This is a genomic window from Nocardioides sp. SYSU D00065 (assembly GCF_017916425.1).
Taxonomy (GTDB): Bacteria; Actinomycetota; Actinomycetes; order Propionibacteriales; family Nocardioidaceae; genus Nocardioides.
Map to the genome: position 1 here is coordinate 848,490 of NZ_JAFMSX010000002.1, position 23,413 is coordinate 871,902.

The following is a 23,413-nucleotide window of genomic DNA, read 5'->3' on the forward strand; positions in this document are numbered from 1 at the left end:
CAACAAGACCAGCGGGGGCAGGATGACGACGGGCACCGCCACACGGCCGGACGCGGCTGCCGTCCTCGACCTCGGCGCCGTACGCCGACGCACGTCCGCCTGGCTGCTCGGTCTCGTGGCCGGACTGCTCGCCACCGTCGTCGCCGGTGTCGGGATCGGCGCCTTCTCGGTGCCGGCCGGCACGATCGCGCAGGTCGTCGCCCACCACGTGGTGGGCTGGCCGGGGGAGCGGTCCTGGAGCGCGCCGGTGGACGCGATCGTGTGGCAGGTGCGGCTCCCGCGCGTGCTGCTCGGCGCCCTTGTGGGCGCCGGCCTGGCGATCTGCGGCGTCGCGCTGCAGGCGATGGTCCGCAACGTGCTGGCCGACCCCTACCTGCTCGGCGTGAACTCCGGCGCCTCGAGCGGTGCGGCCGCGGCGATCCTGTTCGGCCTCGGCGCCGGCGTCGTGGAGCACACGCTGCAGGTGACCGCCTTCCTCGGCGCGCTCGCGGCGTCGCTGCTCGTCCTGCTCGTCGCCCGCAGCGCCGGCCGCGTCACGTCGGTCCGGCTGCTGCTGGCAGGGGTGGCGGTCGGATACGCGCTCTACGCGCTCACCAGCTTCCTCATCTTCGCCTCGGGCTCGGCCGAGGGCGCGCGGTCGGTGATGTTCTGGCTGCTCGGGTCGCTCGGTCTGGCGCGCTGGGACCTGCCGCTCGCGGTCGTGGCGGTCGTGGTGGTCGGCGCGACCGGCGCGCTGACCCTGTGGGGCCGGCGCCTGGACGCGCTGTCGATCGGCGACGAGACCGCCCACACCCTCGGCGTCCACCCGGAGCGCTTTCGGCTGCAGCTGCTGGTGCTGGTCGCGCTGTGCGTGGGTGTGGTCGTCTCCGCCGCGGGCAGCATCGGCTTCGTCGGCCTGGTCGTCCCGCACCTCGCGCGTCGCGCCGTCGGCGGCGCCCATGTGCGCGTGGTGGCTGTCGCCGCGCTCATGGGGGCGATCCTCCTGGTCTGGGCAGACGTCCTGGCCCGCACGCTCTTCGCCCCGCAGGAGATCCCCATCGGGATCATCACCTCCCTGGTCGGCGCCCCGTTCCTGCTCGTGCTGATCCGCCGCCTGCATGCCACCGCCGCCTGACCCGATCCCGCCGCTCGATCCCGCCCGATCCCGCCCGTGCCCACCGACAGGAGACCCCACGTGCCCCAGCCCACGTCGTACGCCGTTGCCGCCGCCGTGCTGCTCGCCGCCGGACTCTCCGCCTGCGGTGCGGCGGAGAGCGACAGCGCGCCCACGTCCACCAGCACCGGGTCCTACCCCGTCACCGTTGAGAACTGTGGCGCCGAGGTGAGGTTCGAGCAGGCGCCGGAGCGCCTGGTGCTGCTGAAGAGCTCGGCCGTGCCGTTCCTGCACGAGATCGGGGTGATGGACCGCGTGACCGCGCGCGCCGGGCAGTACCCGGCGGAGTACTACGACGAGGAGACGCTCGCCGCGCTGGAGGACATCCCGCTGCTCACCGACGAGCTCGACAGCAGCGGTCACCTGCAGATCTCGAAGGAGGTCGTCCTCGCCCAGGAGCCCGACCTGGTGCTCGGCCAGGTCGACAACCTCTCGCGCGAGTCGCTCGACGCGGTCGGCGTCCCCCTCATCGAGGAACCCGCCCTGTGCGAGGCCGGCGTCGACGAGCCGGGCTTCGACGACGTGTACGCGCAGCTCGAGCTCTACGGGCAGGTCTTCGGGCGGGAGCGCCAGGCGCGGGAGGCCATCGCCGACCTCGAGGATGACCTGCGGGAGATCGAGGCCGAGGTGGGGGAGCCGGAGGGACGCACGGCAGCGGTGCTCTACCCCACGGTCGGCGGCGGCACGACGTACGCCTACGGCACGAGGAGCATGGCGCACCCCCAGCTCGAGGCGGCCGGTCTCGAGAACGTCTTCGGCGACGTCGACGAGCGGGTCTTCGAGGTCAGCCTCGAGGAGCTGCTGGGTCGCGATCCCGACGTCCTGGTCCTGCTCCACAGCGAGGGCGACCCGGCCGCGGTCGAGGCGGCGGTCACCGAGCTGCCGGGCGCCGAGGACCTCACGGCGGTCCGCAACGGCGACGTCCTCGTGCAGCTGTTCAACTTCACCGAGCCGCCGTCCCCGCTCGTGGTCGAGGGACTGGCGCGGATCGTGGAGAGGTTCGGCCCCACCTCGTGATCGGCGCGCACGACCTCTCCTGGTCCTACGGCTCCGCCCAGGTCCTCAGCGCGGTGTCGCTGTCCGCGCCCCACGGGCGGGTGCTGGGCCTCATCGGGCCCAACGGCAGCGGCAAGACCACCCTCCTGCGCCTGCTCCACGGCGTGCTGGCCAGCCCAACCGGCACCGTGACCGTCGACGGTGACCGGCTCGCCGCGCTGCCCGCCAGGGAGGCCGCGCGTCGCGTCGCCGTCGTGGTGCAGGAGAGCGGCGGCGAGAGCGCTCTGACGGTGGCCGAGACGGTGCTGCTGGGCCGCAGCCCGCACCTGTCCACCTTCCAGCGCACCGGCGCCGTCGACCACGAGATCGCCGCCGGTGCGCTCGCCCGCGTCGGCGCCTCGCACCTGGCCGGCCGCTCCTTCGCCGGTCTCTCGGGCGGGGAGCGGCAAAGGGTCCTGATCGCGCGCGCCCTGGCGCAGGAGGCCACCCACCTGCTGCTGGACGAGCCGACCAACCACCTCGACATCCGCTACCAGCACGAGGTCCTGGGCATCGTCGCCGGTCTCGCCCACGACCTGCACCGCACGGTGGTCGTGGTGCTGCACGACCTCAACCTCGCCGCCCGCTACTGCGACGACGTCGTCCTGCTCGGCGGCGGGCGGATCGCCGCGTCGGGTCCGGTCGAGGAGGTGCTGGTGCCCGAGGTGCTGGAGCCGGTGTACGGCATCGGCATCGAGCGCGTGCGTGCCGGCGGCCAGCTGCACCTGCTCTTCCACCCCCACATCCGGATCCAGGAGGACTCCCGCGCATGAACCACGACACCGGGTTGCAGGACACGATCAACGAGTACTGGACCGAGCGGGCGCCGTCCTACGACGCCTACCAGCAGCGCCCCGAGCGCCGCGACCTCGACCTCGAGGTGTGGGGGAGGGCCTGGTCCTCGGCGCTGCCGCCGGCACCGGCCGACGTGCTGGACGTCGGCACCGGCAGCGGTCATGTCGCGCGGCTGCTGGCGGGGCTGGGGCACCGGGTCACCGGCATCGACCTCTCGGCCGGCATGCTCGCGATCGCCGAGCAGCACGCCGCGACGGATCGTCGCGCGCCGCGCTTCCTCGAGGGCGACGCGGTGGACCCGGACCTCCCGCCGGAGTCCTTCGACGCGGTGGTGGGCCGCTACGTGATGTGGACCCTGCGCGACCCCGAGGCGGCGGTCGGCAACTGGCTGCGGCTGCTGCGTCCGGGCGGGGTCGTCGCCATGGCGGACAGCACGTGGTTCGCCGACGGCCTCGGGGACCTGTACGGCGAGCGTCCCGCCGGGAGGCTCCCGTTGGCGGAGGCGCGGAGCATCGAGGAGGTGCGCGACGCCATGGTGCGCGGCGGGCTCGCCGACGTCACCGTCACCCCGCTGGCGGAGGTCCTCGAGCTCGACCGGAGGCTCGGGGTGGCGCCGGGCCACGACGTGGTGGTGCAGTACCTGCTCGTCGGCCGGAAGGCCTGAGGGTCCGACCTGGTCGGGGCGCCGGTCAGCGCACCAGGAGGTTGCCGTGCGCCGCGGCGAGGCGCGCCTTGACGCTGAGCAGGGTCTCGATGATGAGGTCCTCGCGGCCGTTGTCGAGCCGGCTGATCGGCACCGCGACGCTCAGGGCGTCGACGGCCTGGTGGCTGAACGGGAGCGCGACGCCGAAGCAGCGCACTCCCATGCACGACTCCTCGCTCTCGGTCGCGTAGCCCTGGATCGAGGCCCGGTCGATGATCTCGAGCACGGCGTGCTTGTCGGTGGTGGTGTTGGGGGTGATCGCGCTGATCTGCTCGGGGACCATCACGGCGCGCTCCTCGACCGGCAGCTCCGCGATCAGCGCCCGGCCCAGCGACGTGGCGTAGGCGGGCAGGCGGCGGCCCACCGCGGAGTGCATGCGCAGCGGGTGCATCGACTCACGCTTCGCGGTGTAGATGACGTCGTGGCCGTCGAGGCGCCCCAGGTGCACCGTCTCCTCGGTCGCAGCGGCCACCTCGTCGAGTACCGACTGCGCCCGGGCGAGCACGGGGTCTCCGTCGAGGTAGGCGGAGCTGACGACGAGGGAGTGGATGCCGAGCTGGTAGACGCTGCCGGTCGGGTCCGTCTGGAGCCAGCCGCGGTCGGTCATGGTGCGCAGAAGGGCGTGCAGGCTGCTCTTGGGGATGTTGAGCCGGGTGGAGAGCTGCAGCTGCGTCCCGGGCCCCCGGGCGGCGATCTCGTCGAGCAGGTCGAGCGCCCGCGCGGCTGACTTGACCGGTCCGGCCGCACTCGTGGCGGTGATGTCCTTCTCAAGCTGCATCGCAGTCTCCTCCTCGTGTCCTCATCGTGGCACGAAGCCGGCCCCGGAGATACGAGCGTACCCCGAGTTCGCATACATGGACACTCGTTCAAGCCCTTGACCGTGACCGGCGTCACGTATACGCTCCACCGAGTTCACATAGACGAACGCAGTTCACAAAACGAGGAGCAGCAGCGTGATGCAGGTTCGGTATTCCACGTCTCCCACCAGTGCGGAGACGGCCACCACGGCTGACCTGCGCAGCACGTTCCTGGTCGGTGACCTGTTCGTCGACGGCGAGGTCAACGCGACGTACACCCACGAGGACCGCATGGTCGTCGGCGGAGCCGTCCCCGGCACCGGCCAGCTCGACCTCCCGGCGTGGACCGAGGTCCTCGGCACCGAGTCGCACCTCGAGCGCCGCGAGCTCGGCGTGGTCAACGTCGGTGGCGCGGGCCACGTGCTGGTGGACGGCGAGAAGTTCGAGCTGGAGCACCTTGACGGCCTCTACGTCGGCCGGGGGAGCGAGGTGTCCTTCGCCGGCGCGGAGGCCGCCTTCTACTTCGTCTCCGCCTCCTCGCACGCGACGTACCCTGCGACGCTGCTCAGCCACGACCAGGTGGAGCCCGTCGCGCTCGGCTCCGCCGAGGCCGCCAACGAGCGCAGCCTCTTCCGCTACGCGTGGGGCCAGGAGCTGGAGACGTCCGTCCTGCAGTTCGGCGTCACCGTCATCGCCGACGGTTCGGTGTGGAACACCTTCCCCCCGCACCTGCACGCGCGCCGCACCGAGGTCTACTGCTACGTCGACCTGGCCGAGGACGACCGCGTCTTCCACTTCATGGGCCAGCCCGGCCACACCCGCCACCTCGTCGTGCGCAACCGCGAGGCCGTCATCTCCCCGCCGTGGTCCATCCACGCCGGCGCGGGCACCGGCTCCTACGCGTTCATCTGGGCCATGGCCGGCGAGAACAACTGCTACACCGACCTCTCGGCCGTGGCCGTGGAGGACCTGTGATCGACGCATCGAGTCCTGCGGACGCCCGCTCGCCGTTCGACCTGCACGGCAGGTGCGCGGCGGTGACGGGCGCCGGTCGCGGCATCGGCCGCGCGGTCGCGGTGGGACTGGCCCGCGCGGGCGCCGACGTCGTCCTGGTGGGTCGACCCGGTGCGCAGGACGCCACCCGTGACGCCATCCGCGACATCGGGGGCCGCGTCGACGTCGTCGACCTCGACGTGAGCGACCTCGACGCCGTCGAGCGTGTCGGCGCCGAGCTCACCGGCTCGCGCCAGGTGGACGTCCTGGTCAACAACGCCGGCATCATCGACCGGCAGGACACTGTCGACCTGGACCGCGAGGCCTGGCAGCGGGTCCTCGACGTCAACCTCAACGGCCTGTTCTTTCTCTGCCAGCAGCTCGGCCGACCGATGGTGGAGCGCGGGCACGGCAAGATCGTCAGCATCGCCAGCCTGCTGTCCTTCCAGGGCGGCCTGCGGGTGGCGTCGTACGCCGCCAGCAAGCACGCCGTCGCCGGCCTCACCAAGGCGCTGGCCAACGAGTGGGGGCCCCGCGGCGTGCAGGTCAACGCGATCGCCCCCGGCTACATGGCCACCGACAACACCACCGCGCTCCGCGAGGACGCCGATCGCTCGCGCTCCATCCTCGAGCGGATCCCGGCCGGTCGGTGGGGCAGCGCCGAGGACGTCGCCGGCGCGGCGGTCTTCCTCAGCTCGCCGGCCGCCGACTACGTCAACGGCCACGTCCTCGTCGTCGACGGCGGCTGGATGGCGCGCTGAGCGCCACCCCCGAACCGCACAGCACCACCACAGCTCAGGACCACCCAGCTCAACAGCACAGCTCAGCACCACAGCACCACCCACCCTCGGGGCAGTACCTGACCCAAATGCCCACCGCCGGGACACCGGCACCCACACAGAATGAGGATCGACCATGAAGTTCACCTCTCGACCGACCGCAGTCGTGATCGGCCTGACACTGGCTGCCGCCGCCCTGGCGGGCTGCAGCGAAGAGGCGTCCGGTGGCGGCGGCGGTGGCTCCGAGGCCGGAGCCTGCGCGCCCGAGGACGTCACCCTGGTGGGCCAGGTGCGCAACGAGTCCAACCCCTACGAGGCGTCGTGGCTCGACGGCGGCGACGCGTTCGCGGAGCAGGTCGGCCTGAGCCAGGAGCGCCTGACCTACGACGGCGACTCGACCAAGCAACAGGAGCAGATCACCCAGCTCCTCGCCGGCGACACCGAGTGCCTCGTCATGAACGTCCTGCCCAACGGCGACTCCGACACCCTCCCGATCGTCGAGGGCGCCGAGGAGGCCGGGGCCTACCTCGTCACCCAGTGGAACAAGCCGGCCGACGTCAACGTCACCGACTACGACCAGTGGCTGAGCCACATCACCTACGACGGCGTCGACTCCGGCCAGCAGATCGGCGACGCGCTCGCCGAGGCCATCGGCGGCTCGGGCGGGATCATCGCGCTGCAGGGCATCCTGGACACCGGTGCCGCCAAGGACCGCTTCGCCGGCCTCGAGGCGTCGCTGGAGGCGAACCCGGACGTCGAGCTCCTCGACCAGCAGACCGCCAACTTCTCGCGCGACGAGGCGCTCGCAGTGACCAAGACGCTGCTCACCAAGCACGGCGAGGACATCAAGGGCATCTGGGCGGCCAACGACGACATGGCGCTCGGCGCCCTCGCCGCGCTCGAGCAGGCCGGCCGTGACGACGTCGCGGTCGTCGGGATCGACGCCGTGCCGGACGCCCTCACCGCGATCGAGGACGGCACCATGACCGCGACCGTCTCCTCCGACGGCCCGTGGCAGGGCGGCATCGGCCTCGCGATCGGCTACTGCGTGGCCACCGGCGAGCTCTCCGTCGACGACATCGCCGACGAGGACCGCGCCTGGTTCGCCGAGCAGTTCCTCATCACCAGCGACAACGTCGCCGACTTCAAGGCTCCCGAGGTGGACGAGTCCGACTTCGAGTGCGGCAACCTCTTCAGCCGGTCGCAGGGCGCGATCCAGTGACCATGACATCCCCCGCCCAGGCCGACACCGAGGACGTGATCGCGCCACGCCCCCAGCCTCGGCGGGGGGTGTCGCTCCGGGACGCAGGTCCCCCGATCGCACTGGTGGTCATCGTCGGCATCTTCGCGGTGCTGAGCTCGGACTTCCGCACGATCGGCAACGTGCAGAACATCATGGACGCGGCGGCCGTGCTCGCCGTCGCGGCCTGCGGCATCAGCTTCGTGCTGATGATGGGGTCGATCGACCTCTCCGTCCCCGGCGTGATGGGGGCCTCCGCGATCGCGGTGGCCCTCCTGGTCGCCAACAACCGCAACGACAACACGATGGGACTTCTCGGGGTCCTCGTCGCGGTCCTGCTCGGCGCGGCCCTCGGCTGCCTCAGCGGGATCGCCCTGGTCAGCCTGAAGGTGCCGTCCTTCATGACCACGCTCGGCGTCTCCGCCGTCGGGCTCGGCGTCGCGACGCTCATGTTCGCCGGCGTCCAGCCCAACATCACCGACGAGATGCTGCGCGGCTGGGCGGTCAACCGGTTCCTCGGCCTGGCCTACCTCACGTGGATCGCGATGGCCTGCGTGCTGGTCGGGTGGCTGATCCAGCGCTACTCGCGCCTGGGCCGCTACGCGTACGCCATCGGCGGCGCCGAGGAGGTGCTCGCGCTGTCGGGGGTCAAGGTGGCTCCCTACAAGGTCGCCGTCTTCACCCTCGCCGGCTCCTTCTACGGGCTCGCGGGGGTGATGGTCACCAGCCAGCTCGGTGCCGGGCTCGTCCAGGCGGGCGCGGGGTACGACTTCCGTGCCATCACCGCCGCGGTCGTCGGCGGCACCCTGCTCACGGGCGGTCGCGGGGGAGTGCTGCACTCCGCTGTCGGCGTCCTCCTCGTCACCGTGCTCATCAACGGCCTCGTCCAGATCGGGGTCAGCCCGTACTGGCAGGGCGGTGTCCAGGGACTCATCGTCGTCGCGGCCGTGTCGGCCGCGGTCATCCCCCAGCGTCGTAGGAACCAGGTGACGAAATGACCACCGACCTCACTCCCCGACCCGAGGCGGAGGCGCCCTCTCGCGTCAACGCGCTCGAGGTGCGTGGCCTGGTCAAGCACTACCCAGGCGTCAAGGCGCTCGACGGCGTCGACCTCGTGGTGCGCCAGAACGAGGTCCTCGGCCTCGCCGGCGAGAACGGCGCCGGCAAGTCCACCCTGCTCAAGGCGCTGGTCGGCCTGGTCCGTCCCGACGCCGGCGAGATCTGGGTGCGCGGTGAGAAGGTCCGGCTCAAGAGCGTCGTCGACGCTGCCGACCACGGGATCGGCATGGTGTTCCAGGAGCAGTCGCTGGTCCCCAACCTCACCGCGGCCGAGAACATCGTCCTCGGCAGCGAGGGGCCGGGCGTCCGGCGCGGCATCTACCGCTGGGACACGATGCGCAGGCTGGCCCAGGAGCAGCTCGACAAGATCGGCTCCCACATCGACCCGCTCGCGCGCACCGACTCGCTCACCTTCGCCGAGCGCCAGATGGTGGAGATCGCCAAGGTGCTCCGCATCGAGGAGCGCACCTCCCACCCGCCCGTCATCATCCTCGACGAGCCCACCTCGGTGCTGGAGTCGAAGGAGATCGAGACCCTCTTCACGCAGGTGCGCCGGCTGCGCGAGTTCGCGTCGGTCATCTTCGTCTCGCACCGCCTCGACGAGGTCCTCGACGTCTGCGACCGGGTGGCGGTGCTGCGTGGCGGCCAGTCGGTGGGGGAGATGCCCACCGCCGACGCGGTGCCCACCGACCTGCACCGCCTGATGATCGGATCGACGGGGTCCGACGACCACTACCACGAGGGTCTCTCCCAGCGCTCCGCCACCGACGGCGAGCCGCGACTGGTCGTCCGGGGTCTGTCCGGCAAGACCTTCCGCGACGTCGACCTCGAGGTGCGGGCCGGGGAGATCGTCGGCATCGTCGGCGTGCACGGCTCCGGACGCGAGGACGTCTGCCGAGCCCTGTTCGGCGCCGAGCCGATCCTGTCCGGTGAGGTCACGCTCGACGGCGAGAAGCTCGACCTGTCCGGAACCCGGGCCGCCGTCGCCTCGGGCGTCGGCTACGTCCCCGCCGAGCGCAAGATCGAGGGCATGGTCGGGCCGATGTCGGTTGCCGACAACATGACCCTGACCAAGCAGAAGTCCCGCTGCGCCGGCCCGATGGTCGTCCCGCAGAAGCAGGCCACGCTCGTGGACAGGTGGATCGAGCGGCTCTCGATCCGCACCCCGCACCGCGGCACGCAGATCGGCCGGCTCTCCGGCGGCAACCAGCAGAAGGTGGTCCTGGCCCGCTGGCTCGTGGCTGGCGACATCCGTCTGCTGCTGCTCGACCACCCGACCCGCGGCCTCGACATCGGCGCGCGCTCCGAGGTGTACCGCCTGATGCGCGAGCTCGCCAACAGCGGCGTGGCGACCGTGCTGCTCGCCGACAGCCTCGAGGAGGCGATCGGCATGTCCGACCGGATCGTCGTGATGAGCGACGGCCGGGCGACCACCGAGGTCGGGTGCCCGTCGGGCAGCAAGCCGACCCCCCTCGACCTCGTCAAGGAGATGGTATGAGCACCCCCGTCATCGCCGAGCCGGCCTCGAACCCCGCGGCCGAGCCTGCGATCGTCAAGGGCGGCCCGACCGTCGGCCAGCGCGTCACGTCGTTCATGCCGGTCATCGCGCTCGTCACGCTGCTCGCGGCGCTGACGATCGCGGACCCGGACTTCCTGAGCCAGCGCAGCCTCACCGCGGCGGTGCGCACGTCGGCGCCGCTCGTGGTGCTCGCCGCGGGTGCCACCCTGGTCGTCCTCTGCGGCGGCATCGACCTGTCGATAGCGGCGCTCTGCTCCCTCTCGACGGTCTTCTTCGCGATGTGGCTGCCCGACCTGGGCGGGCTCACCATCCTCGCCGTGGTCGCGGCCGCGGGGGCGATCGGCGCCGTCCAGGGCATCGCGCACGTGCTGCTGCGCATACCGTCCTTCGTGGTGACGCTCGGGGGCATGAGCATCTTCTCCGCCGTCGCTCTCGTCATCTCCGACGCCGGCCCGATCCGGGTGGTGGACCGTGACGCCACCGCGTGGCTCAACCTCTACGTCGCCGGCTACGTCCCGATGTCGTTCTTCGTCGCGCTGCTCGTCGTCGCCGTCATCTCGCTCGTCATCAAGCTCACCCCGCTGGAGAGCTTCGTGCGGGCGACGGGCTACTCCGAGTCCGCGGCCCGCCTGGCCGGCACGCCCGTCGACCGGGTCAAGGTCGCCGCGTTCACCGTCTCCGGCGCCTGCGCCGGACTGGCTGCGGTGATGCTGGCGTCGCGCAACTTCAGCGGCAGCCCCACGATGGCCGACAACCTGCTGCTCCCGGCGGTCGCCGCGATCGTCGTCGGCGGCACCGCCATCACCGGCGGGCACGGCTCGCTCTGGCGCAGCCTGGCCGGTGCCCTCGTGGTGACGCTGCTCCGCGTCGGGCTGCCGATCGTCGGCGTCCCGTCCGCGTGGGAGCAGATCCTCTACGGCGCGATCATCGTCGCCGCCGTCGCGCTCACCCTCGACCGGTCGAAGGTGCTGATCATCAAGTAGCGACCAGAGCCGACCCCGCCCCTCCCAACTGACATCTCGTCCGACCCTCCTGACACATCCCGCACCGGAAGGCCTCTCCATGACCGAGCCCCAGCTCCTCCCCGCCGTCTCCTCGTTCCTCTCCTCGCCCAAGCAGCTGCTGATCGACGGCGAGTGGGTCGACGCCAAGGACGGCCAGACCTTCGACACCGTCAACCCCGCCACCGAGGAGGTCCTCGTCACCGTGGCGCAGGCCTCGGCGGTGGACGCCGACCGCGCCGTGGTGGCCGCCCGCAACGCCTTCGAGTCCGGCTCGCCGTGGTCGCGGATGACGCCACGCGAGCGCTCGCACCTGCTGTGGCGCATCGGCGACATGATCGACGAGCGCGCCGAGGAGTTCGCCCAGCTCGAGTCGCTCGACAACGGCAAGAGCCTCGCCTCCGCCCGCGGCGACGTGGGCGTGGCCGCCGAGCTGTTCCGCTACTTCGCCGGGTGGGCCACCAAGATGGAGGGCACGACCATCCCGATGTCGGTGCCCGGGCGCGAGTTCCACGCCTACACCCGTCGCGAGGCCATCGGCGTCGTCGCCGGCATCGTGCCGTGGAACTTCCCGCTGACCATGGCCGCCTTCAAGGTGATCCCCTCGATCACCGCCGGCAACACGATCGTGCTCAAGCCCGCCGAGCAGACCCCGTTGACCGCGCTGCGCCTCGGGGAGCTGCTGCTGGAGGCCGGCGTCCCGGCCGGTGTCGTCAACGTCCTGCCGGGCTTCGGCGACGCGGGCGCCGCCCTCGTCGACCACCCGGGCGTGGACAAGGTGGCCTTCACCGGCAGCACCGAGGTGGGCAAGAAGATCGCGGCCGGTGCCTCCAAGAACCTCAAGAAGGTCTCCCTCGAGCTCGGCGGCAAGGCGCCCAACATCATCTTCGCCGACGCCGACCTCGACGCCGCGATCGCCGGTGCCGCGCTGGCCGGCTACTTCAACGAGGGCCAGTGCTGCGTCAACGGCTCGCGGCTCTACGTCCAGCGCGACGTCTTCGACCAGGTCATCGAGGGCGTCGCGGCGGCCGCGAAGGCCATCAAGGTCGGCGACGCGTTCGACCCGGCCACGACGATGGGCCCGCTGGTCTCGCAGGAGCAGCACGAGAAGGTCATGGGCTACGTCCGCGGTGCGGTCTCCGACGGCGCCACCATCGCCGCCGGCAGCCCCGACCCGGCCGCCGACCGCGGCTACTTCTTCTCCCCGACGCTGATCACCGACGTCACCGAGGACATGGCCGTGCAGACCGACGAGATCTTCGGCCCGGTCATCACCGCCATCCCGTTCGACACCGAGGAGGAGGTCGTGGCGGCCGCCAACAACACCGTCTACGGCCTCGCCGCGGGGGTCTGGTCCAAGGACCTCGGCACCGCCCACCGCGTCGGCAGCAAGCTGCGCGCGGGCACGGTGTGGCTCAACACCTGGCACGCCGACGACGTCACGCTGCCGCGCGGTGGCTTCAAGCAGTCCGGCTGGGGCCGCGAGCTCGGCTCCTTCGGCCTCGACGACTACACCGAGCTCAAGACCGTGATCGCGGAGCTCCGGTGAACGCTCCCGCCGACGCTCCCGTGAGCGTGACCGACGTCCTGGGCGGCCACCGCATCGTGCCGGTGGTCGTCCTGGACGACCCGGCGCGCGCCGACGACCTCGGCGCCGCCCTCGTCGAGGGCGGCCTGCCGGTCGCGGAGGCGACGTTCCGTACGCCCGAGGCCGCGGCCGTGCTGCGGCGGCTCTCGGCCCGCGACGACCTCGTCGTCGGGGCCGGGACCGTGCTGACCGACCGACAGGTCGACCAGGCCCTGGAGGCGGGCGCGAAGTTCGTCGTCTCGCCCGGCCTCAGCCCGTCGGTCGTACGGCGTTGCCAGGAGGCCGGCGTGCCGGTGGTCCCGGGCGTCGCCACCCCGAGCGAGATCATGCTCGCCCTCGACCTGGGGCTGGACACGGTGAAGTTCTTCCCGGCCGAGGCCAACGGGGGACTGCCCACCATCAAGGCGCTCGCCGCCGCGTTCCCCCAGGTGCGGTTCATGCCCACCGGGGGCATCTCCGCCGACAGCGCACCCGCCTACCTCGCCCACCCGTCCGTCGCCGCCGTCGGCGGCAGCTGGATGGTCGCCGGCGACCTGCTCGCGGCCAGCCGCTGGGACGAGGTCGCCGCCCGGTGCGCCGCCTCGACCGCCCTCTACGACCCTGTCCCCGAGCCCGCTCGCCACACCCTGCAAGGAGCCCCCGCATGATCGAGACCCGTCCGGCCGAGGAGTGCGAGCTCGACATCGTCGCGCTGGGGGAGGTGATGCTGCGCCTCGACCCGGGGGAGGGGCGCATCCGCACCGCTCGCCGCTTCGAGGCGTGGGAGGGCGGCGGCGAGTACAACGTCGCCCGCGGCATGCGCAAGGTGTTCGGCCTGCGCGCCGGGGTGGTGACCGCGCTCGCGGACAACGAGATCGGCCACCTCGTCGAGAACCTGATCATGCAGGGCGGCGTCGACACGTCGCTGATCCGCTGGGAGCCCTACGACGGCATCGGCCGCACCGTGCGCAACGGACTCAACTTCACCGAGCGCGGCTACGGCGTCCGGGGCGCCGTGGGTGTCTCGGACCGAGCCCACACCGCCATCGCCCAGCTGGCGCCGGGCACGATCGACTGGGACGACCTGTTCGGTCGTCGCGGGGTCCGCTGGCTGCACACGGGCGGCATCTACGCCGCGCTGTCGGAGAACGCCGCCGCCGTGGCCGAGGAGGCGATGGCGGCCGCCCAGCGGCACGGGACGGTCGTGTCCTTCGACCTCAACTACCGGCCCAGCTTGTGGGCCGGTATCGGAGGCACCGAGCGGGCGCGCGACGTCAACACCCGGCTGGCCGCCCACGTGGACGTGATGATCGGCAACGAGGAGGACTTCACCGCCGCCCTCGGCTTCGAGGTCGCCCACGTCGACGAGCACCTGAGCACGCTGCCGATGGACAGCTTCGAGGCGATGGTCGGCACGGTCGCGGAGAAGATGCCGTGGCTCAAGGTGATCGCCACGACCCTGCGCACCGTCCACACCGCCAGCGACAACGACTGGCAGGCCATCGCGTGGTCCCCCGAGACCGGAGTCCTGGCCTCGGCACCACGTGATCACCTCGCGATCTTCGACCGCGTCGGCGGGGGCGACGGCTTCGCCTCCGGCCTCGTCTACGGGCTGCTGGAAAGCGAGCCGTTGCAGCAGTGCCTCGAGCTGGGCGCCGCCCACGGTGCGCTGGCGATGACCACCCCCGGCGACACGTCGATGGCCACTCGCGAGGAGGTGCGCGCCCTCGCCGGCGGCGGGAGCGCACGCGTACGCCGGTGAGCTGATCGAGCCACCACACCCCCAGGTCCAGGCCTGGGCGGTCGGCCCCGTGCGGGGGATCGGCTGCCCAGGCCTGCTTCATGTACATGAACCAGTGGAGCGCCGAGTTCATCATTCTGGACAGAGTTCTTGACTCTGTGTGACGGCCGTCATACCTTCGGGCTGTCTCGTGAGCGCTGTCCGCACCCGTCGCCCGCCGAGCTCCGCACCGCCGAGCCCTAGGGAAACGTAGATGATACTGCTTCGCAGCTCCACCCGCCGGCGCCACGTCAGGCGCCTGCGCCGCGCGTCGGCGCACCTGCTCGCGACCTCGGTCGCGATGGCCGTCGCCTTGCCGCTGGTCGCCGGCACCGCCCAGGCCGCCGGCCCGGGCGCCGCTCCCGCCGCCACGTCGGCAGCCCCGCCGTCGACCGCGCCGACGTCCGCGGCCCGCGCGGCCGCAGCGCCGGGCAGCGACGACGACGTGCTCAAGGTCCTGCTGTTCTCCAGCGGTGACGGAGTGCACGGCTCCGTGGCGGCGACCCGCGCCGCGGTGCGCGAGATGTCGAACTCCCTCGCGGCCGAGCACGGCCTGGACAACGACACCGGCAACCCGGCCCAGGCCGTCGCCGACATCCAGGAGACCACCAACGCCGCCGCGTTCACCCCGGAGAACCTGGCCGACAAGGACGTCCTGGTCTTCGCCCACACCGCGGGCGTGCTCTTCAACACCGAGCAGCGCGCCGCGCTCGAGGCCTACATCCGCGGTGGCGGCGGTTTCGTCGGCATCCACTACACGGCGTGGTCGCCCGACCAGACCGAGCACGACGTGAACCCCTTCTACCGACGCCTCGTGGGCGCCGCCTCCACGGGCCACCCCGAGCCCGCTGGTGGCCAGCGCGGGACCATCACCGTCCGCGACGCCGCCCACCCGCTGACGGCCGGCCTGCAGTCGCCGCTGTCCTACACCGACGAGTGGTACGAGTGGGACATCAACCCCACGCAGAACGTCCGGACGCTCGTGACGGTCGACGAGTCGACGTACGCCCCCGGCGCGCGCGCCGGTGAGGAGGGCACCTCCCACCCCGTGACGTGGTGCCAGAGGATCGACCAGGGCCGGTCGTGGTACTCCGGGCTGGGCCACCACGCCTCCGCCTACACCGCGGCCGACGACGGCGGCAACCCGGGCGACAACCAGGCCGACGACTTCGTGCGCGGCCAGCTGCGCAACGGCCTGGCCTACTCGGCGGGCCTGCTGCAGGCGGACTGCTCGCCGCCGGCGAAGGACCAGCACGGCTCGTGGGGCGACGTCACGCCCTGGCCGCTGGTCCCGATCAACGCCGCGCTGACCTCCGACGGCAAGGTCCAGTCCTTCGGCTCGGTGTCCACCGGCTGCACGGACGGCAACCCCTACGACTTCGACGGCAACAACTGCGTCTCGCAGGGCGGGCAGATGGAGATCGACGTCTGGGACCCGGCCGTGGTCCGCACGGTCGCCAACGTCGTCTCAGGCGTCATCCCCAACGCGACCTACACCGACCTGTTCTGCTCGATGCAGGTGCAGATGCCCCACCGTCGCTCGACGATGACCGTCGGCGGTGACGACGGCATGGGGGAGAACGCGCCCAACGACTCCGCCATCGGCGTCACCAGCTATTCCACGAACTCCGGCCTGCGCAACGAGGCGCCGATGAACCTGCCGCGCTGGTACCCGACCGGCACGACGATGCCCGACGGCTCGATCGTCGTGCAGGGTGGCGCGCTGCAGGGTGGACCCGGCGGCCCGGGCGTGCTCACTCCCGAGATCTACGCTCCCGAGCAGGGCAACTCCTGGAAGCTCCTCACCGGCGCCACCAGCGCCGCCGCGTACGGCGACGGCCAGAACGGCCAGCCGGACGAGAACCGGTGGTGGTACCCGCGGGCCTTCGTCGCCCCGGGCAGCGGCAACCTGTTCAACATCTCCGGCACGCAGATGTTCGAGCTCGACCCGGACGCCAACGACGGGACCGGAGCGGTGACCCTGCGCGGCACCCTCGGCGCCGGCACCGGCAACCAGGGCGCGCTCGGCAACCCGGTCGGGGCGACCTCGACCGCGACGATGTACGCGCCCGGCAAGATCCTCCAGGTCGGGGGCGGTGCCTGGGCCAACGGCGGCACCGGTGCCGCCAACGGGGCCCGGGCCGGCGTCACCATCGACGTCAGCGGCGGCACCGAGGCCCCCGTCGTCGCGGCGACCGAGCCGATGAAGCACCGGCGGCACTGGGCGACCTCCACCGTCATGCCCGACGGCCGGGTGATCGTCACCGGCGGTTCCCGCGAGAACAACGGCATCGGGGGCTACGTCACCAATCCCGAGATCTGGGACCCCGCCACCGGTGCCTGGACCGAGGTCGAGGTGCCCCACGAGCACCCGCGCCTCTACCACTCCATCGCCATGCTCCTGCCCGACGGCCGGATCATGATCGGCGGCGGCGGTGCCCCGGGACCGCACAACTACACCGACGTGGAGTTCTACTCCCCGGCGTACCTCTTCGACGGTGACGAGCCGGCGACGCGTCCGGAGATCACCGGCGTGCCCAAGAAGGTCGGCTACGACGGCGCCTTCCAGGTGCAGTCCGACAGCCCCATCGAGCGGGTGACCCTGGTCCGCAACGGTTCGGTGACCCACGGCTTCAACAACGACCAGAACTTCCAGGAGCTGGCGTTCACGCAGGCGGGCGGCACCCTCACCGTCGAGACCCCGGTCGACGCCACCTTCGCCCCGCCCGGCGCCTACATGGTGTTCGCGTGGGACGAGGACGGCACGCCGTCGGTCGCCGACATCGTCCAGATCGACCCCGAGGTCGAGATGGACGCCCCGGCTCCCACCGTGGTCGACCAGTTCGAGTACCCGCGCCTCCCCGCCAACTGGCAGGCCAACTCGGCTCCCGCCACCGTCGACGTGGCGCCCGGAAACGGCCGGATGTCGCCGTGGGAGGTCGCCAAGCAGGTCCAGCTCGTGCGCGGCACGGTCCAGGGCATGGGCGGTCTGGGGCTCACCGGCTACCAGCTCGCGCTCGGTGCCGACGGTGACATGACGCGCACGCTGCGCGGGCTCGACGTGGGCAAGGAGTACCGGATCTCGCTGCGCTTCGCCCGCGACAGTCGCACCGCGGGATCGGCTCCCGGCACGGCGACCCTGTCGGTCGCCGACCTCGAGGCCACGCTGACGGCCGGCACCGACACCCCGTCGACCGCCGCGTTCGACACGTTCGTCGGGACCTTCACCGCCACCTCGCGGCGACAGGACCTGAGGATCGCCGGCAGTGGCCTGGCCATCGACGACCTCGTGGTCGTGGGCACCCGGGCCGGTTCGGCCGATCCCGCGGTGCGCTACGAGTTCGAGGAGGGCACGGGCACGTCGGCCGCCAACACCGGCACCGACTCGACTGTGGGCGCGGCGACGTTCGCGGGCGGGGCGACCTTCACCGACGGCGGCGTCTCCGGCGGGGGAGTCGACCTGCCGGGCGGCAGCAACGCCAACGCCGTCGACCTGCCGGACAACCTGCTCCAGGGCGAGACGGACTTCACCACCTCGTTCTGGGTGCGCCCGGAGGCCAAGGCCGACTGGATCGGCATGTTCCACATCGGCGACGGGCTGGAAGGAGCCGGAAGCTTCTTCCAGGTCCAGATGCAGACCCAGGCCGCCGGCAGCACCGGCCTCGCCGTCACCTTCAAGAAGAAGGGCAGCGACGTCCAGGAGCGCATCTACGCGGTCCCGACCAAGGACGTGGTCGCCAACCAGTGGAACCACGTCGCCTTCACGCGGACCGGTGCCACGGGCGTGCTCTACCTGAACGGGGTCGAGATCGCCCGCAAGGACAACCTGAGCATCACCATGGCCGACATCGGTCCCACCTCCAACAACTGGCTGGGTCGCAACGGATACCCGGACCCGGCGCTCAACGGCCAGATGGACGACGTCCGCCTCTACACCTCGGCGCTCACCGCCGACGACGTCGCGGGCCTGTACGACGACGGCACCGCACTGGCCACGACCACGACGCTCAGCGTGACGCCGGCCTCCCCGTCGCCGTTCGACACCCCCATCACGGTGTCGGCGACGTTCGAGGACTCCGCCGGGGCCGACCCGACGGGTGTCGCGGAGCTGTGGGTCGACGGCGCCCGCCAGGGCGGCCAGGTCCCCGTCGAAGAGGGCGCGGCCTCCTTCCCCGAGCTGACCCTGGCTCCGGGCACGCACGACATCGAGGTCCGCTTCCTCGCTGGTGACGGCTGGCGTGACTCGGTGGCGCAGGTCGAGCACGCGGTCGCCCGACCGCCGGTCGGCGAGGGGGTGCCGGTGCACTACACGTTCGACGAGGGCACGGGCACCACCGCGGCCAACTCCGGCTCCGACCCCGCCGTCGGAGACGCCGTGCTCGAGGGTGCCGGCTGGGCGGCGTCCGCGAAGTTCGGCGCCGGCGTGAACCTGCCCGGCAACGGACACGTCCGGCTGCCGAACGACATCACGGACGGGATGGACGAGGAGTTCGCCGTCTCGACCTGGATCCGACCCACGGCCCTGCCCAACTGGACCACCCACGTCCAGATCGGCAAGAGCACGGCGGAGTTCCTGCTGCTCCAGTCCTCCACCATCGGTGGCGAGCGGGGGTTCGCGGCCACGCTGCGGGCCAACAACGGCACGGAGTTCCGCGTCCAGCTGCCCGGCGACACCGACCTGCCGCTCAACCAGTGGACGCACGTCGTGTTCACCCTCGGTCCGTCGCCGACCGGCACCGGCACCACGGGGAAGATCTACTTCAACGGTGAGCTGCAGACGGCCGCGACCCGGGACAACATCCCGGTCGACATCGGTGACATCGGTGAGGGCGGCACCACCGCCAACTTCATCGGCAACGGCAGCTGGAACGACCCGCGTCCCACCGAGCAGGTCGACGACTTCCGGATCTACGGCTACGAGCTCACCGCCGACGAGGTCATGGACCTGTTCACCGGCGAGGTCGACACCCCTCCGGTCGCGGTCGCCGACGCGTACACGACGACGGAGGACGAGGCGCTCGCCGTCGCGGCCCCCGGCGTCCTGGGCAACGACACGGACGCCGAGGGCGGCGACCTGAGCGCCGTGCTGGCCGCGCAGCCCGCCAGCGGCGTCGTGCAGCTGGCGGCGGACGGATCGTTCACCTACGTCCCCGACACGGGGTTCACGGGCACCGACACGTTCACCTACCGGGCTGACGACGGCACCTCGTCGTCGGCGCCCACCACGGTCACCATCACCGTGGAGGAGCAGGTGACGCCGCCCAACCGGGCACCGGTGGCCGTGGACGACGCGTTCGCCACCGTGGCCGGCGAGCCGCTGTCGCTCGCCGCGCCGGGGGTGCTCGGCAACGACACCGACGCCGACGGGGACCCGATGAGCGCGACCCGGACCAGCCAGCCGGTCAACGGCTCGGTCACTCTCGCGGCCGACGGCTCCTTCACCTACACGCCGGACGCCGGGTTCGTGGGCAGGGACCGGTTCACCTACACCGCGACCGACGGTGCGGACACCTCGGCGTCGGCGACGGTCACCATCACCGTGAAGCCCTCGGGCGGCAACGGCGGCGGTCCGCTCGCCTCTGCGGTCGCGGGCGCCTCGGTGCCGGTCACCTACGGGAAGGCGGGCACGCTCGTGGTGAGCGTCGCGCCGGCGTCGGCCACCGGCAGGGTCGAGGTGCTCGACGGCACCCGGGTCCTGGCAGGCAGCACGCTGGAGGCCGGGCAGGCGCAGCTGGAGCTGCCGGCACGCAGCCTGCTGCCGGGCACGCACCGGCTGACGCTGCGCTACGCCGGCGACAGCGGCCACCGCGGCTCCACGTCGCAGGTCCAGGTCGTGGTCGACAAGGTCGTCCCGCGGATGGCCGTGACGGCGCCGCGCTCGGTGGCGAAGGGCGCGAAGGCCAAGGTCACGGTGGTCCTGCGAGCGCCTGACCGCGTCCCGGTCACCGGCGAGGTGACGGTCGCGATCAAGGGCGGCAGGACTCTCACCGGCACGATCGACAACGGCAAGGTGGTCCTGCGGCTGCCGAAGGCGGCGAAGAAGCTGAAGCTGACCGTGACCTACACCGGCAGCCACCTGGCCGAGTCGGTCGAGGACAAGGTGCGGATCAAGGTCCGCAAGCGCTAGGAGGCACGCAGACGGCGAGGGCCCCGGGATCTCCCGGGGCCCTCGTCGTTCGTACGTCGTCCGGACGCCGGCTGCGAGCAGCAGCCGCCTCGCGGGCGCGGATCAGTCGTCGGCCAGCGCCGCCACGACCCCGGCGCGGCTCTCGTCCTCGCTGGCCAGCACGCCGCCGTTGGCGACGATGTCGGGGGTGATCTCGCTGAAGACCATGCGGACGTCCTGGCGGCGGGCGCCCAGGATCTCCACGGCGCTGTCGGCGACCGCCTTGGCGAAGTCGCGTCGCTGCTTCACGGAGCGGCCCTTGAGAAGCTCGACGGTGATGTTGGGCATGGTGGTCCCTTTCGTGGGGTGGGCTGATCCGTGCCACAGCGTTCACACGTGCGACCAGCGTTCACTGACCCGAATCACGGTAGTGCCAGTTCACATCCTTGACAACAGTTCCGCCTGCTGGTTGTGTGAGGACGGTCACTCGCGGTCCCGTCGCGAGTCCGTCCCAGCCAGGAGCCCATCATGGACCGCAGCCGCGCGTCGCGCCGTGCGGCGGCCGTGACGACCACCGGGATGGTGACCGGGATGCTGACCGGCGTGCTCGCCGGGGGACTCGTCGTCTCGCTCGCCGCCCCGGCCGCCGCGCACGTCACGCTGACGGCGTCCACCACGGCGGCCGGGGCCACGGCGGTGCTGCGGATGGTCGTGCCGCACGGGTGCGCCGGCTCGGCGACGACCGAGCTGGCCGTCCGGATCCCAGTCGGGGTCACCGAGGTGAGCGCGCAGAGCACGCAGCGCTGGGCGGCCGAGGCCTCGGACACGGGCGTCACCTTCCGCACCGACGACCCGCTGCCGGACGCTCTGCGCGACGAGGTCGCCTTCTCGGTGCGCCTTCCCGACGATGCCGGCGCCGAGCTCGTCTTCCCGGTCGTGCAACGATGCCAGGAGGGCGAGTCCGCGTGGACGGAGGTCGCGCCCGACGCGGCCGACCGTGAGCAGCTCGACATGCCGGCGCCGGTGGTCACGGTCACCGCCGCCGACGGGAGCGCCTCGGCGGCCCTGCCGCCACCCAGCGAGGCGCGGGACGGCGAGCTGATGGCGTACGGAGCGGCCGGCGTGCTGCTGGTGGGCTGCCTGGCGACCGGCGCCCTCCTGATCCTGCGGCGCCGCCGCGCATGATCGGTCGCCCCGCGTGCCGCCGCGCCGCCGCGTGGCTGCTGCTGCTCCCGGTGCTGTCCACCGTGCTCGTCCTCGTGCTGGGAGCGGGCACGCCGGCGGCGGCGCACGCCACCTTGATCAGCACCGACCCGGCCGAGGGCGCCGTGCTGGAGACCGCGCCCGAGCAGGTGCGGTTCACCTTCGACGAGTCCGTGATCGGGGTCCCGGCCGGTGTCCGGGTGTTCGATGCCGCCGGGGACGAGGTCGCCTCCAGTGCCTCGGTGCAGGAGGCGCAGCTGGTCGTCGACCTCGAGGAGGAGGTCGGTGAGGGGACCCTCGTCGTCGTGTGGCGCCTGGTCTCTGCTGACGGGCACCCCATCGGCGGCTCGCTGAGCTTCTCGGTCGGTGCGCCGAGCGGCGTGGTCGACGTGCCGAGCACGAGCGCCGACGCGGGCACCGACGCGCCGGCCCCGCTGAGCCTCGTGCGGTGGCTGGGGTACGCCGGGCTGCTGCTCGCGGCCGGCGCGGCTGCCTTCTCGGTGCTGCTCCTGCCCGCCGAGCGGGCCTCCGACCAGGCGCGACGCCGCGTGCGTGCCGTCGCCCGCGCCGCTGCCGCGGTGGCGGTCCCGGCCTGGGCGGTCGCGGTCCCGCTGGTCGCGCTCTACCAGCTGGGCCTGCCGGCCTCGGCGCTCGCGGATGGCTCGACCTGGTCCTCGCTCGCCGCCGCCGAGTACGTCGTACCGGTCGCCGTCGTGCTCGGGCTGAGCCTGGCGGTGCTCGCCCTCCCGGCAGGTCCCGCGGGCCGGGGGCGCGGTGCCCTGGTGCTCCTCGGCTGCGTGGTGGCGCTCGTCGCCCCGGCGCTGACCGGCCACACCCGTGCGGCGACGCCCGAGGCGCTGGCGGTCGCGGTGGACGTCCTGCATCTGGTGGCCGGCGCGGTGTGGCTCGGCGGACTCGTCTGCCTCGCCGTGGTGCTGGGCGACCTCGCCGCACGCGACGACTCCGGCGCGAAGCTGCTGGCGCGGTTCTCGGCGTGGGCCTCCGGCGTGCTGGTGGTGCTCGTCCTCACCGGCACCCTGCTGGCGTGGCGGATCGCCGGCACCTGGCAGGCCCTGCTCGACTCGGGCTACGGCGGCCTCCTGCTCGTCAAGGTCCTCCTCGTCCTCGCCGCCGTCGCGGTCGCGGTGTGGAACCGGTCGTCGCTGCTGCCGCGCCTGCGCGACGCCCGGAGGCGGCGCGAGCGCCGGGACGCAGCCGGTCTCCTCGTGCGCACCACCCTCGCGGAGGCGTGCCTGCTCCTGGCGGTGCTGCTGGTCACCGGCTTCCTCGTCGACCGCAGCCCGGAGCCGGACGTGGCCGAGGCGTCGTCCGGGACCGGCGGAAGCACCGGAGCGGCGGACACGGCCCGGCAGACGGTGCGGCTCGACGCGATCATCGGCGAGGTCAGCCTCGAGCCGCTCGCGGTCGGTCCCACCACGGTGACGATCACCATGACCGACGCCGCCGGCGAGCCGGCCGAGGGCCACGAAGCCCCGCGGCTCAGCCTGTCCGGCGAGGAGGTCGACCTCGGCGCAGTGGAGCTGCGCAACCTCGGCCCCGGGATCTACGCGGGCGACGTGGTGCTGCCCACCGACGGCACGTGGACGGTGCAGGTGTCGCTGCGCACCACCGAGTTCGACAACCCGGTGCGTACGGTCACCTTCGACGTGCCCTGAGCGCCTG

General features: G+C 72.2%; 18 protein-coding genes. 16 read left to right on the forward strand and 2 right to left on the reverse strand.

The window, feature by feature from the left end; translation table 11 throughout:
* The first annotated feature begins 22 nt into the window (after positions 1–22).
* From J3P41_RS12110 to J3P41_RS12125, 4 genes are read left to right on the forward strand one after another with little or no spacing between them, the layout of a single operon-like run.
* A complete protein-coding gene (locus tag J3P41_RS12110; RefSeq protein ID WP_210650527.1) occupies positions 23–1,114 on the forward strand; it encodes an iron ABC transporter permease in 1,092 nt (363 codons plus the stop codon).
* 60 nt (positions 1,115–1,174) lie between these two features.
* Positions 1,175–2,170, forward strand: coding sequence for an ABC transporter substrate-binding protein (locus J3P41_RS12115; protein WP_210650528.1), 996 nt, complete (start codon positions 1,175–1,177; stop codon positions 2,168–2,170).
* Positions 2,167–2,961 carry an ABC transporter ATP-binding protein gene (locus J3P41_RS12120; RefSeq protein WP_210650529.1) on the forward strand — a complete coding sequence of 265 codons (795 nt, stop codon included), beginning with the start codon at positions 2,167–2,169 and terminating at the stop codon, positions 2,959–2,961. Before J3P41_RS12115 ends, J3P41_RS12120 begins: the two co-directional genes overlap by 4 nt.
* The gene (locus J3P41_RS12125; protein ID WP_210650530.1) at positions 2,958–3,647 is read left to right on the forward strand and encodes a class I SAM-dependent methyltransferase; all 690 of its coding nucleotides are present in this window, start codon (positions 2,958–2,960) and stop codon (positions 3,645–3,647) included. The genes J3P41_RS12120 and J3P41_RS12125 overlap by 4 nt, the downstream gene beginning before the upstream one ends.
* A 25-nt stretch (positions 3,648–3,672) precedes the next feature.
* On the opposite strand, the gene J3P41_RS12130 is transcribed toward J3P41_RS12125, so the two are convergent.
* Entirely contained in the window at positions 3,673–4,464 is a 792-nt protein-coding gene (locus tag J3P41_RS12130) for an IclR family transcriptional regulator (protein ID WP_210650531.1), read from the reverse strand.
* A gap of 178 nt (positions 4,465–4,642) precedes the next feature.
* On the opposite strand from J3P41_RS12130, the gene kduI reads away from it, so the two are divergent.
* The 10 genes from kduI (at position 4,643) to J3P41_RS12180 (ending at position 20,548) form a co-directional block, all read left to right on the forward strand.
* Positions 4,643–5,458, forward strand: coding sequence for a 5-dehydro-4-deoxy-D-glucuronate isomerase (gene kduI / locus J3P41_RS12135; RefSeq protein ID WP_246861945.1), 816 nt, complete (start codon positions 4,643–4,645; stop codon positions 5,456–5,458).
* Positions 5,455–6,237 (forward strand): 2-dehydro-3-deoxy-D-gluconate 5-dehydrogenase KduD, encoded by a 783-nt coding sequence (gene kduD / locus J3P41_RS12140; protein WP_307861962.1) that lies wholly within the window; start codon positions 5,455–5,457, stop codon positions 6,235–6,237. Before kduI ends, kduD begins: the two co-directional genes overlap by 4 nt.
* A gap of 154 nt (positions 6,238–6,391) precedes the next feature.
* Entirely contained in the window at positions 6,392–7,477 is a 1,086-nt protein-coding gene (locus J3P41_RS12145; RefSeq protein ID WP_210650533.1) for a sugar ABC transporter substrate-binding protein, read from the forward strand.
* 2 nt (positions 7,478–7,479) lie between these two features.
* Complete coding sequence (locus J3P41_RS12150; protein WP_246861946.1) at positions 7,480–8,493, forward strand: ABC transporter permease; 1,014 nt, start codon at positions 7,480–7,482, stop codon at positions 8,491–8,493.
* A complete protein-coding gene (locus tag J3P41_RS12155) occupies positions 8,490–10,052 on the forward strand; it encodes a sugar ABC transporter ATP-binding protein (protein ID WP_210650534.1) in 1,563 nt (520 codons plus the stop codon). The genes J3P41_RS12150 and J3P41_RS12155 overlap by 4 nt, the downstream gene beginning before the upstream one ends.
* Positions 10,049–11,056 (forward strand): ABC transporter permease, encoded by a 1,008-nt coding sequence (locus tag J3P41_RS12160; protein WP_210650535.1) that lies wholly within the window; start codon positions 10,049–10,051, stop codon positions 11,054–11,056. The genes J3P41_RS12155 and J3P41_RS12160 overlap by 4 nt, the downstream gene beginning before the upstream one ends.
* A gap of 79 nt (positions 11,057–11,135) precedes the next feature.
* Entirely contained in the window at positions 11,136–12,623 is a 1,488-nt protein-coding gene (locus J3P41_RS12165) for an aldehyde dehydrogenase family protein (protein ID WP_210650536.1), read from the forward strand.
* A gap of 26 nt (positions 12,624–12,649) precedes the next feature.
* Complete coding sequence (eda, locus tag J3P41_RS12170; RefSeq protein WP_307861963.1) at positions 12,650–13,309, forward strand: bifunctional 4-hydroxy-2-oxoglutarate aldolase/2-dehydro-3-deoxy-phosphogluconate aldolase; 660 nt, start codon at positions 12,650–12,652, stop codon at positions 13,307–13,309.
* Entirely contained in the window at positions 13,306–14,403 is a 1,098-nt protein-coding gene (locus J3P41_RS12175; protein WP_210650537.1) for a sugar kinase, read from the forward strand. Before eda ends, J3P41_RS12175 begins: the two co-directional genes overlap by 4 nt.
* Positions 14,404–14,635: 232 nt before the next feature.
* On the forward strand, positions 14,636–20,548 hold the full coding sequence (locus tag J3P41_RS12180; protein ID WP_246861947.1) for a LamG-like jellyroll fold domain-containing protein: 5,913 nt from the start codon (positions 14,636–14,638) through the stop codon (positions 20,546–20,548).
* Positions 20,549–20,650: 102 nt separating this feature from the next.
* On the opposite strand, the gene J3P41_RS12185 is transcribed toward J3P41_RS12180, so the two are convergent.
* Positions 20,651–20,875 (reverse strand): tautomerase family protein, encoded by a 225-nt coding sequence (locus J3P41_RS12185; RefSeq protein WP_210650538.1) that lies wholly within the window; start codon positions 20,873–20,875, stop codon positions 20,651–20,653.
* A gap of 180 nt (positions 20,876–21,055) precedes the next feature.
* Between J3P41_RS12185 and J3P41_RS12190 the strand changes: the two genes are divergently transcribed.
* Both J3P41_RS12190 and J3P41_RS12195 read left to right on the forward strand, forming a co-directional pair.
* The gene (locus tag J3P41_RS12190) at positions 21,056–21,712 is read left to right on the forward strand and encodes a DUF1775 domain-containing protein (RefSeq protein ID WP_210650539.1); all 657 of its coding nucleotides are present in this window, start codon (positions 21,056–21,058) and stop codon (positions 21,710–21,712) included.
* Positions 21,709–23,406 carry a copper resistance protein CopC gene (locus J3P41_RS12195; RefSeq protein ID WP_210650540.1) on the forward strand — a complete coding sequence of 566 codons (1,698 nt, stop codon included), beginning with the start codon at positions 21,709–21,711 and terminating at the stop codon, positions 23,404–23,406. Before J3P41_RS12190 ends, J3P41_RS12195 begins: the two co-directional genes overlap by 4 nt.
* Positions 23,407–23,413 lie beyond the last annotated feature (7 nt).

Bases quoted from the DNA above. Each gene is read 5' to 3' on its own strand.
- J3P41_RS12110 (WP_210650527.1), top strand. From the start codon at position 23: ATGACGACGGGCACCGCCACACGGCCGGACGCGGCTGCCGTCCTCGAC.
- J3P41_RS12125 (WP_210650530.1), top strand. From the start codon at position 2,958: ATGAACCACGACACCGGGTTGCAGGACACGATCAACGAGTACTGGACC.
- J3P41_RS12130 (WP_210650531.1), bottom strand. From the start codon at position 4,464: ATGCAGCTTGAGAAGGACATCACCGCCACGAGTGCGGCCGGACCGGTC.
- kduI (WP_246861945.1), top strand. From the start codon at position 4,643: ATGCAGGTTCGGTATTCCACGTCTCCCACCAGTGCGGAGACGGCCACC.
- J3P41_RS12145 (WP_210650533.1), top strand. From the start codon at position 6,392: ATGAAGTTCACCTCTCGACCGACCGCAGTCGTGATCGGCCTGACACTG.
- J3P41_RS12150 (WP_246861946.1), top strand. From the start codon at position 7,480: ATGACATCCCCCGCCCAGGCCGACACCGAGGACGTGATCGCGCCACGC.
- J3P41_RS12155 (WP_210650534.1), top strand. From the start codon at position 8,490: ATGACCACCGACCTCACTCCCCGACCCGAGGCGGAGGCGCCCTCTCGC.
- J3P41_RS12160 (WP_210650535.1), top strand. From the start codon at position 10,049: ATGAGCACCCCCGTCATCGCCGAGCCGGCCTCGAACCCCGCGGCCGAG.
- J3P41_RS12165 (WP_210650536.1), top strand. From the start codon at position 11,136: ATGACCGAGCCCCAGCTCCTCCCCGCCGTCTCCTCGTTCCTCTCCTCG.
- J3P41_RS12175 (WP_210650537.1), top strand. From the start codon at position 13,306: ATGATCGAGACCCGTCCGGCCGAGGAGTGCGAGCTCGACATCGTCGCG.
- J3P41_RS12180 (WP_246861947.1), top strand. From the start codon at position 14,636: ATGATACTGCTTCGCAGCTCCACCCGCCGGCGCCACGTCAGGCGCCTG.
- J3P41_RS12185 (WP_210650538.1), bottom strand. From the start codon at position 20,875: ATGCCCAACATCACCGTCGAGCTTCTCAAGGGCCGCTCCGTGAAGCAG.
- J3P41_RS12190 (WP_210650539.1), top strand. From the start codon at position 21,056: ATGGACCGCAGCCGCGCGTCGCGCCGTGCGGCGGCCGTGACGACCACC.
- J3P41_RS12195 (WP_210650540.1), top strand. From the start codon at position 21,709: ATGATCGGTCGCCCCGCGTGCCGCCGCGCCGCCGCGTGGCTGCTGCTG.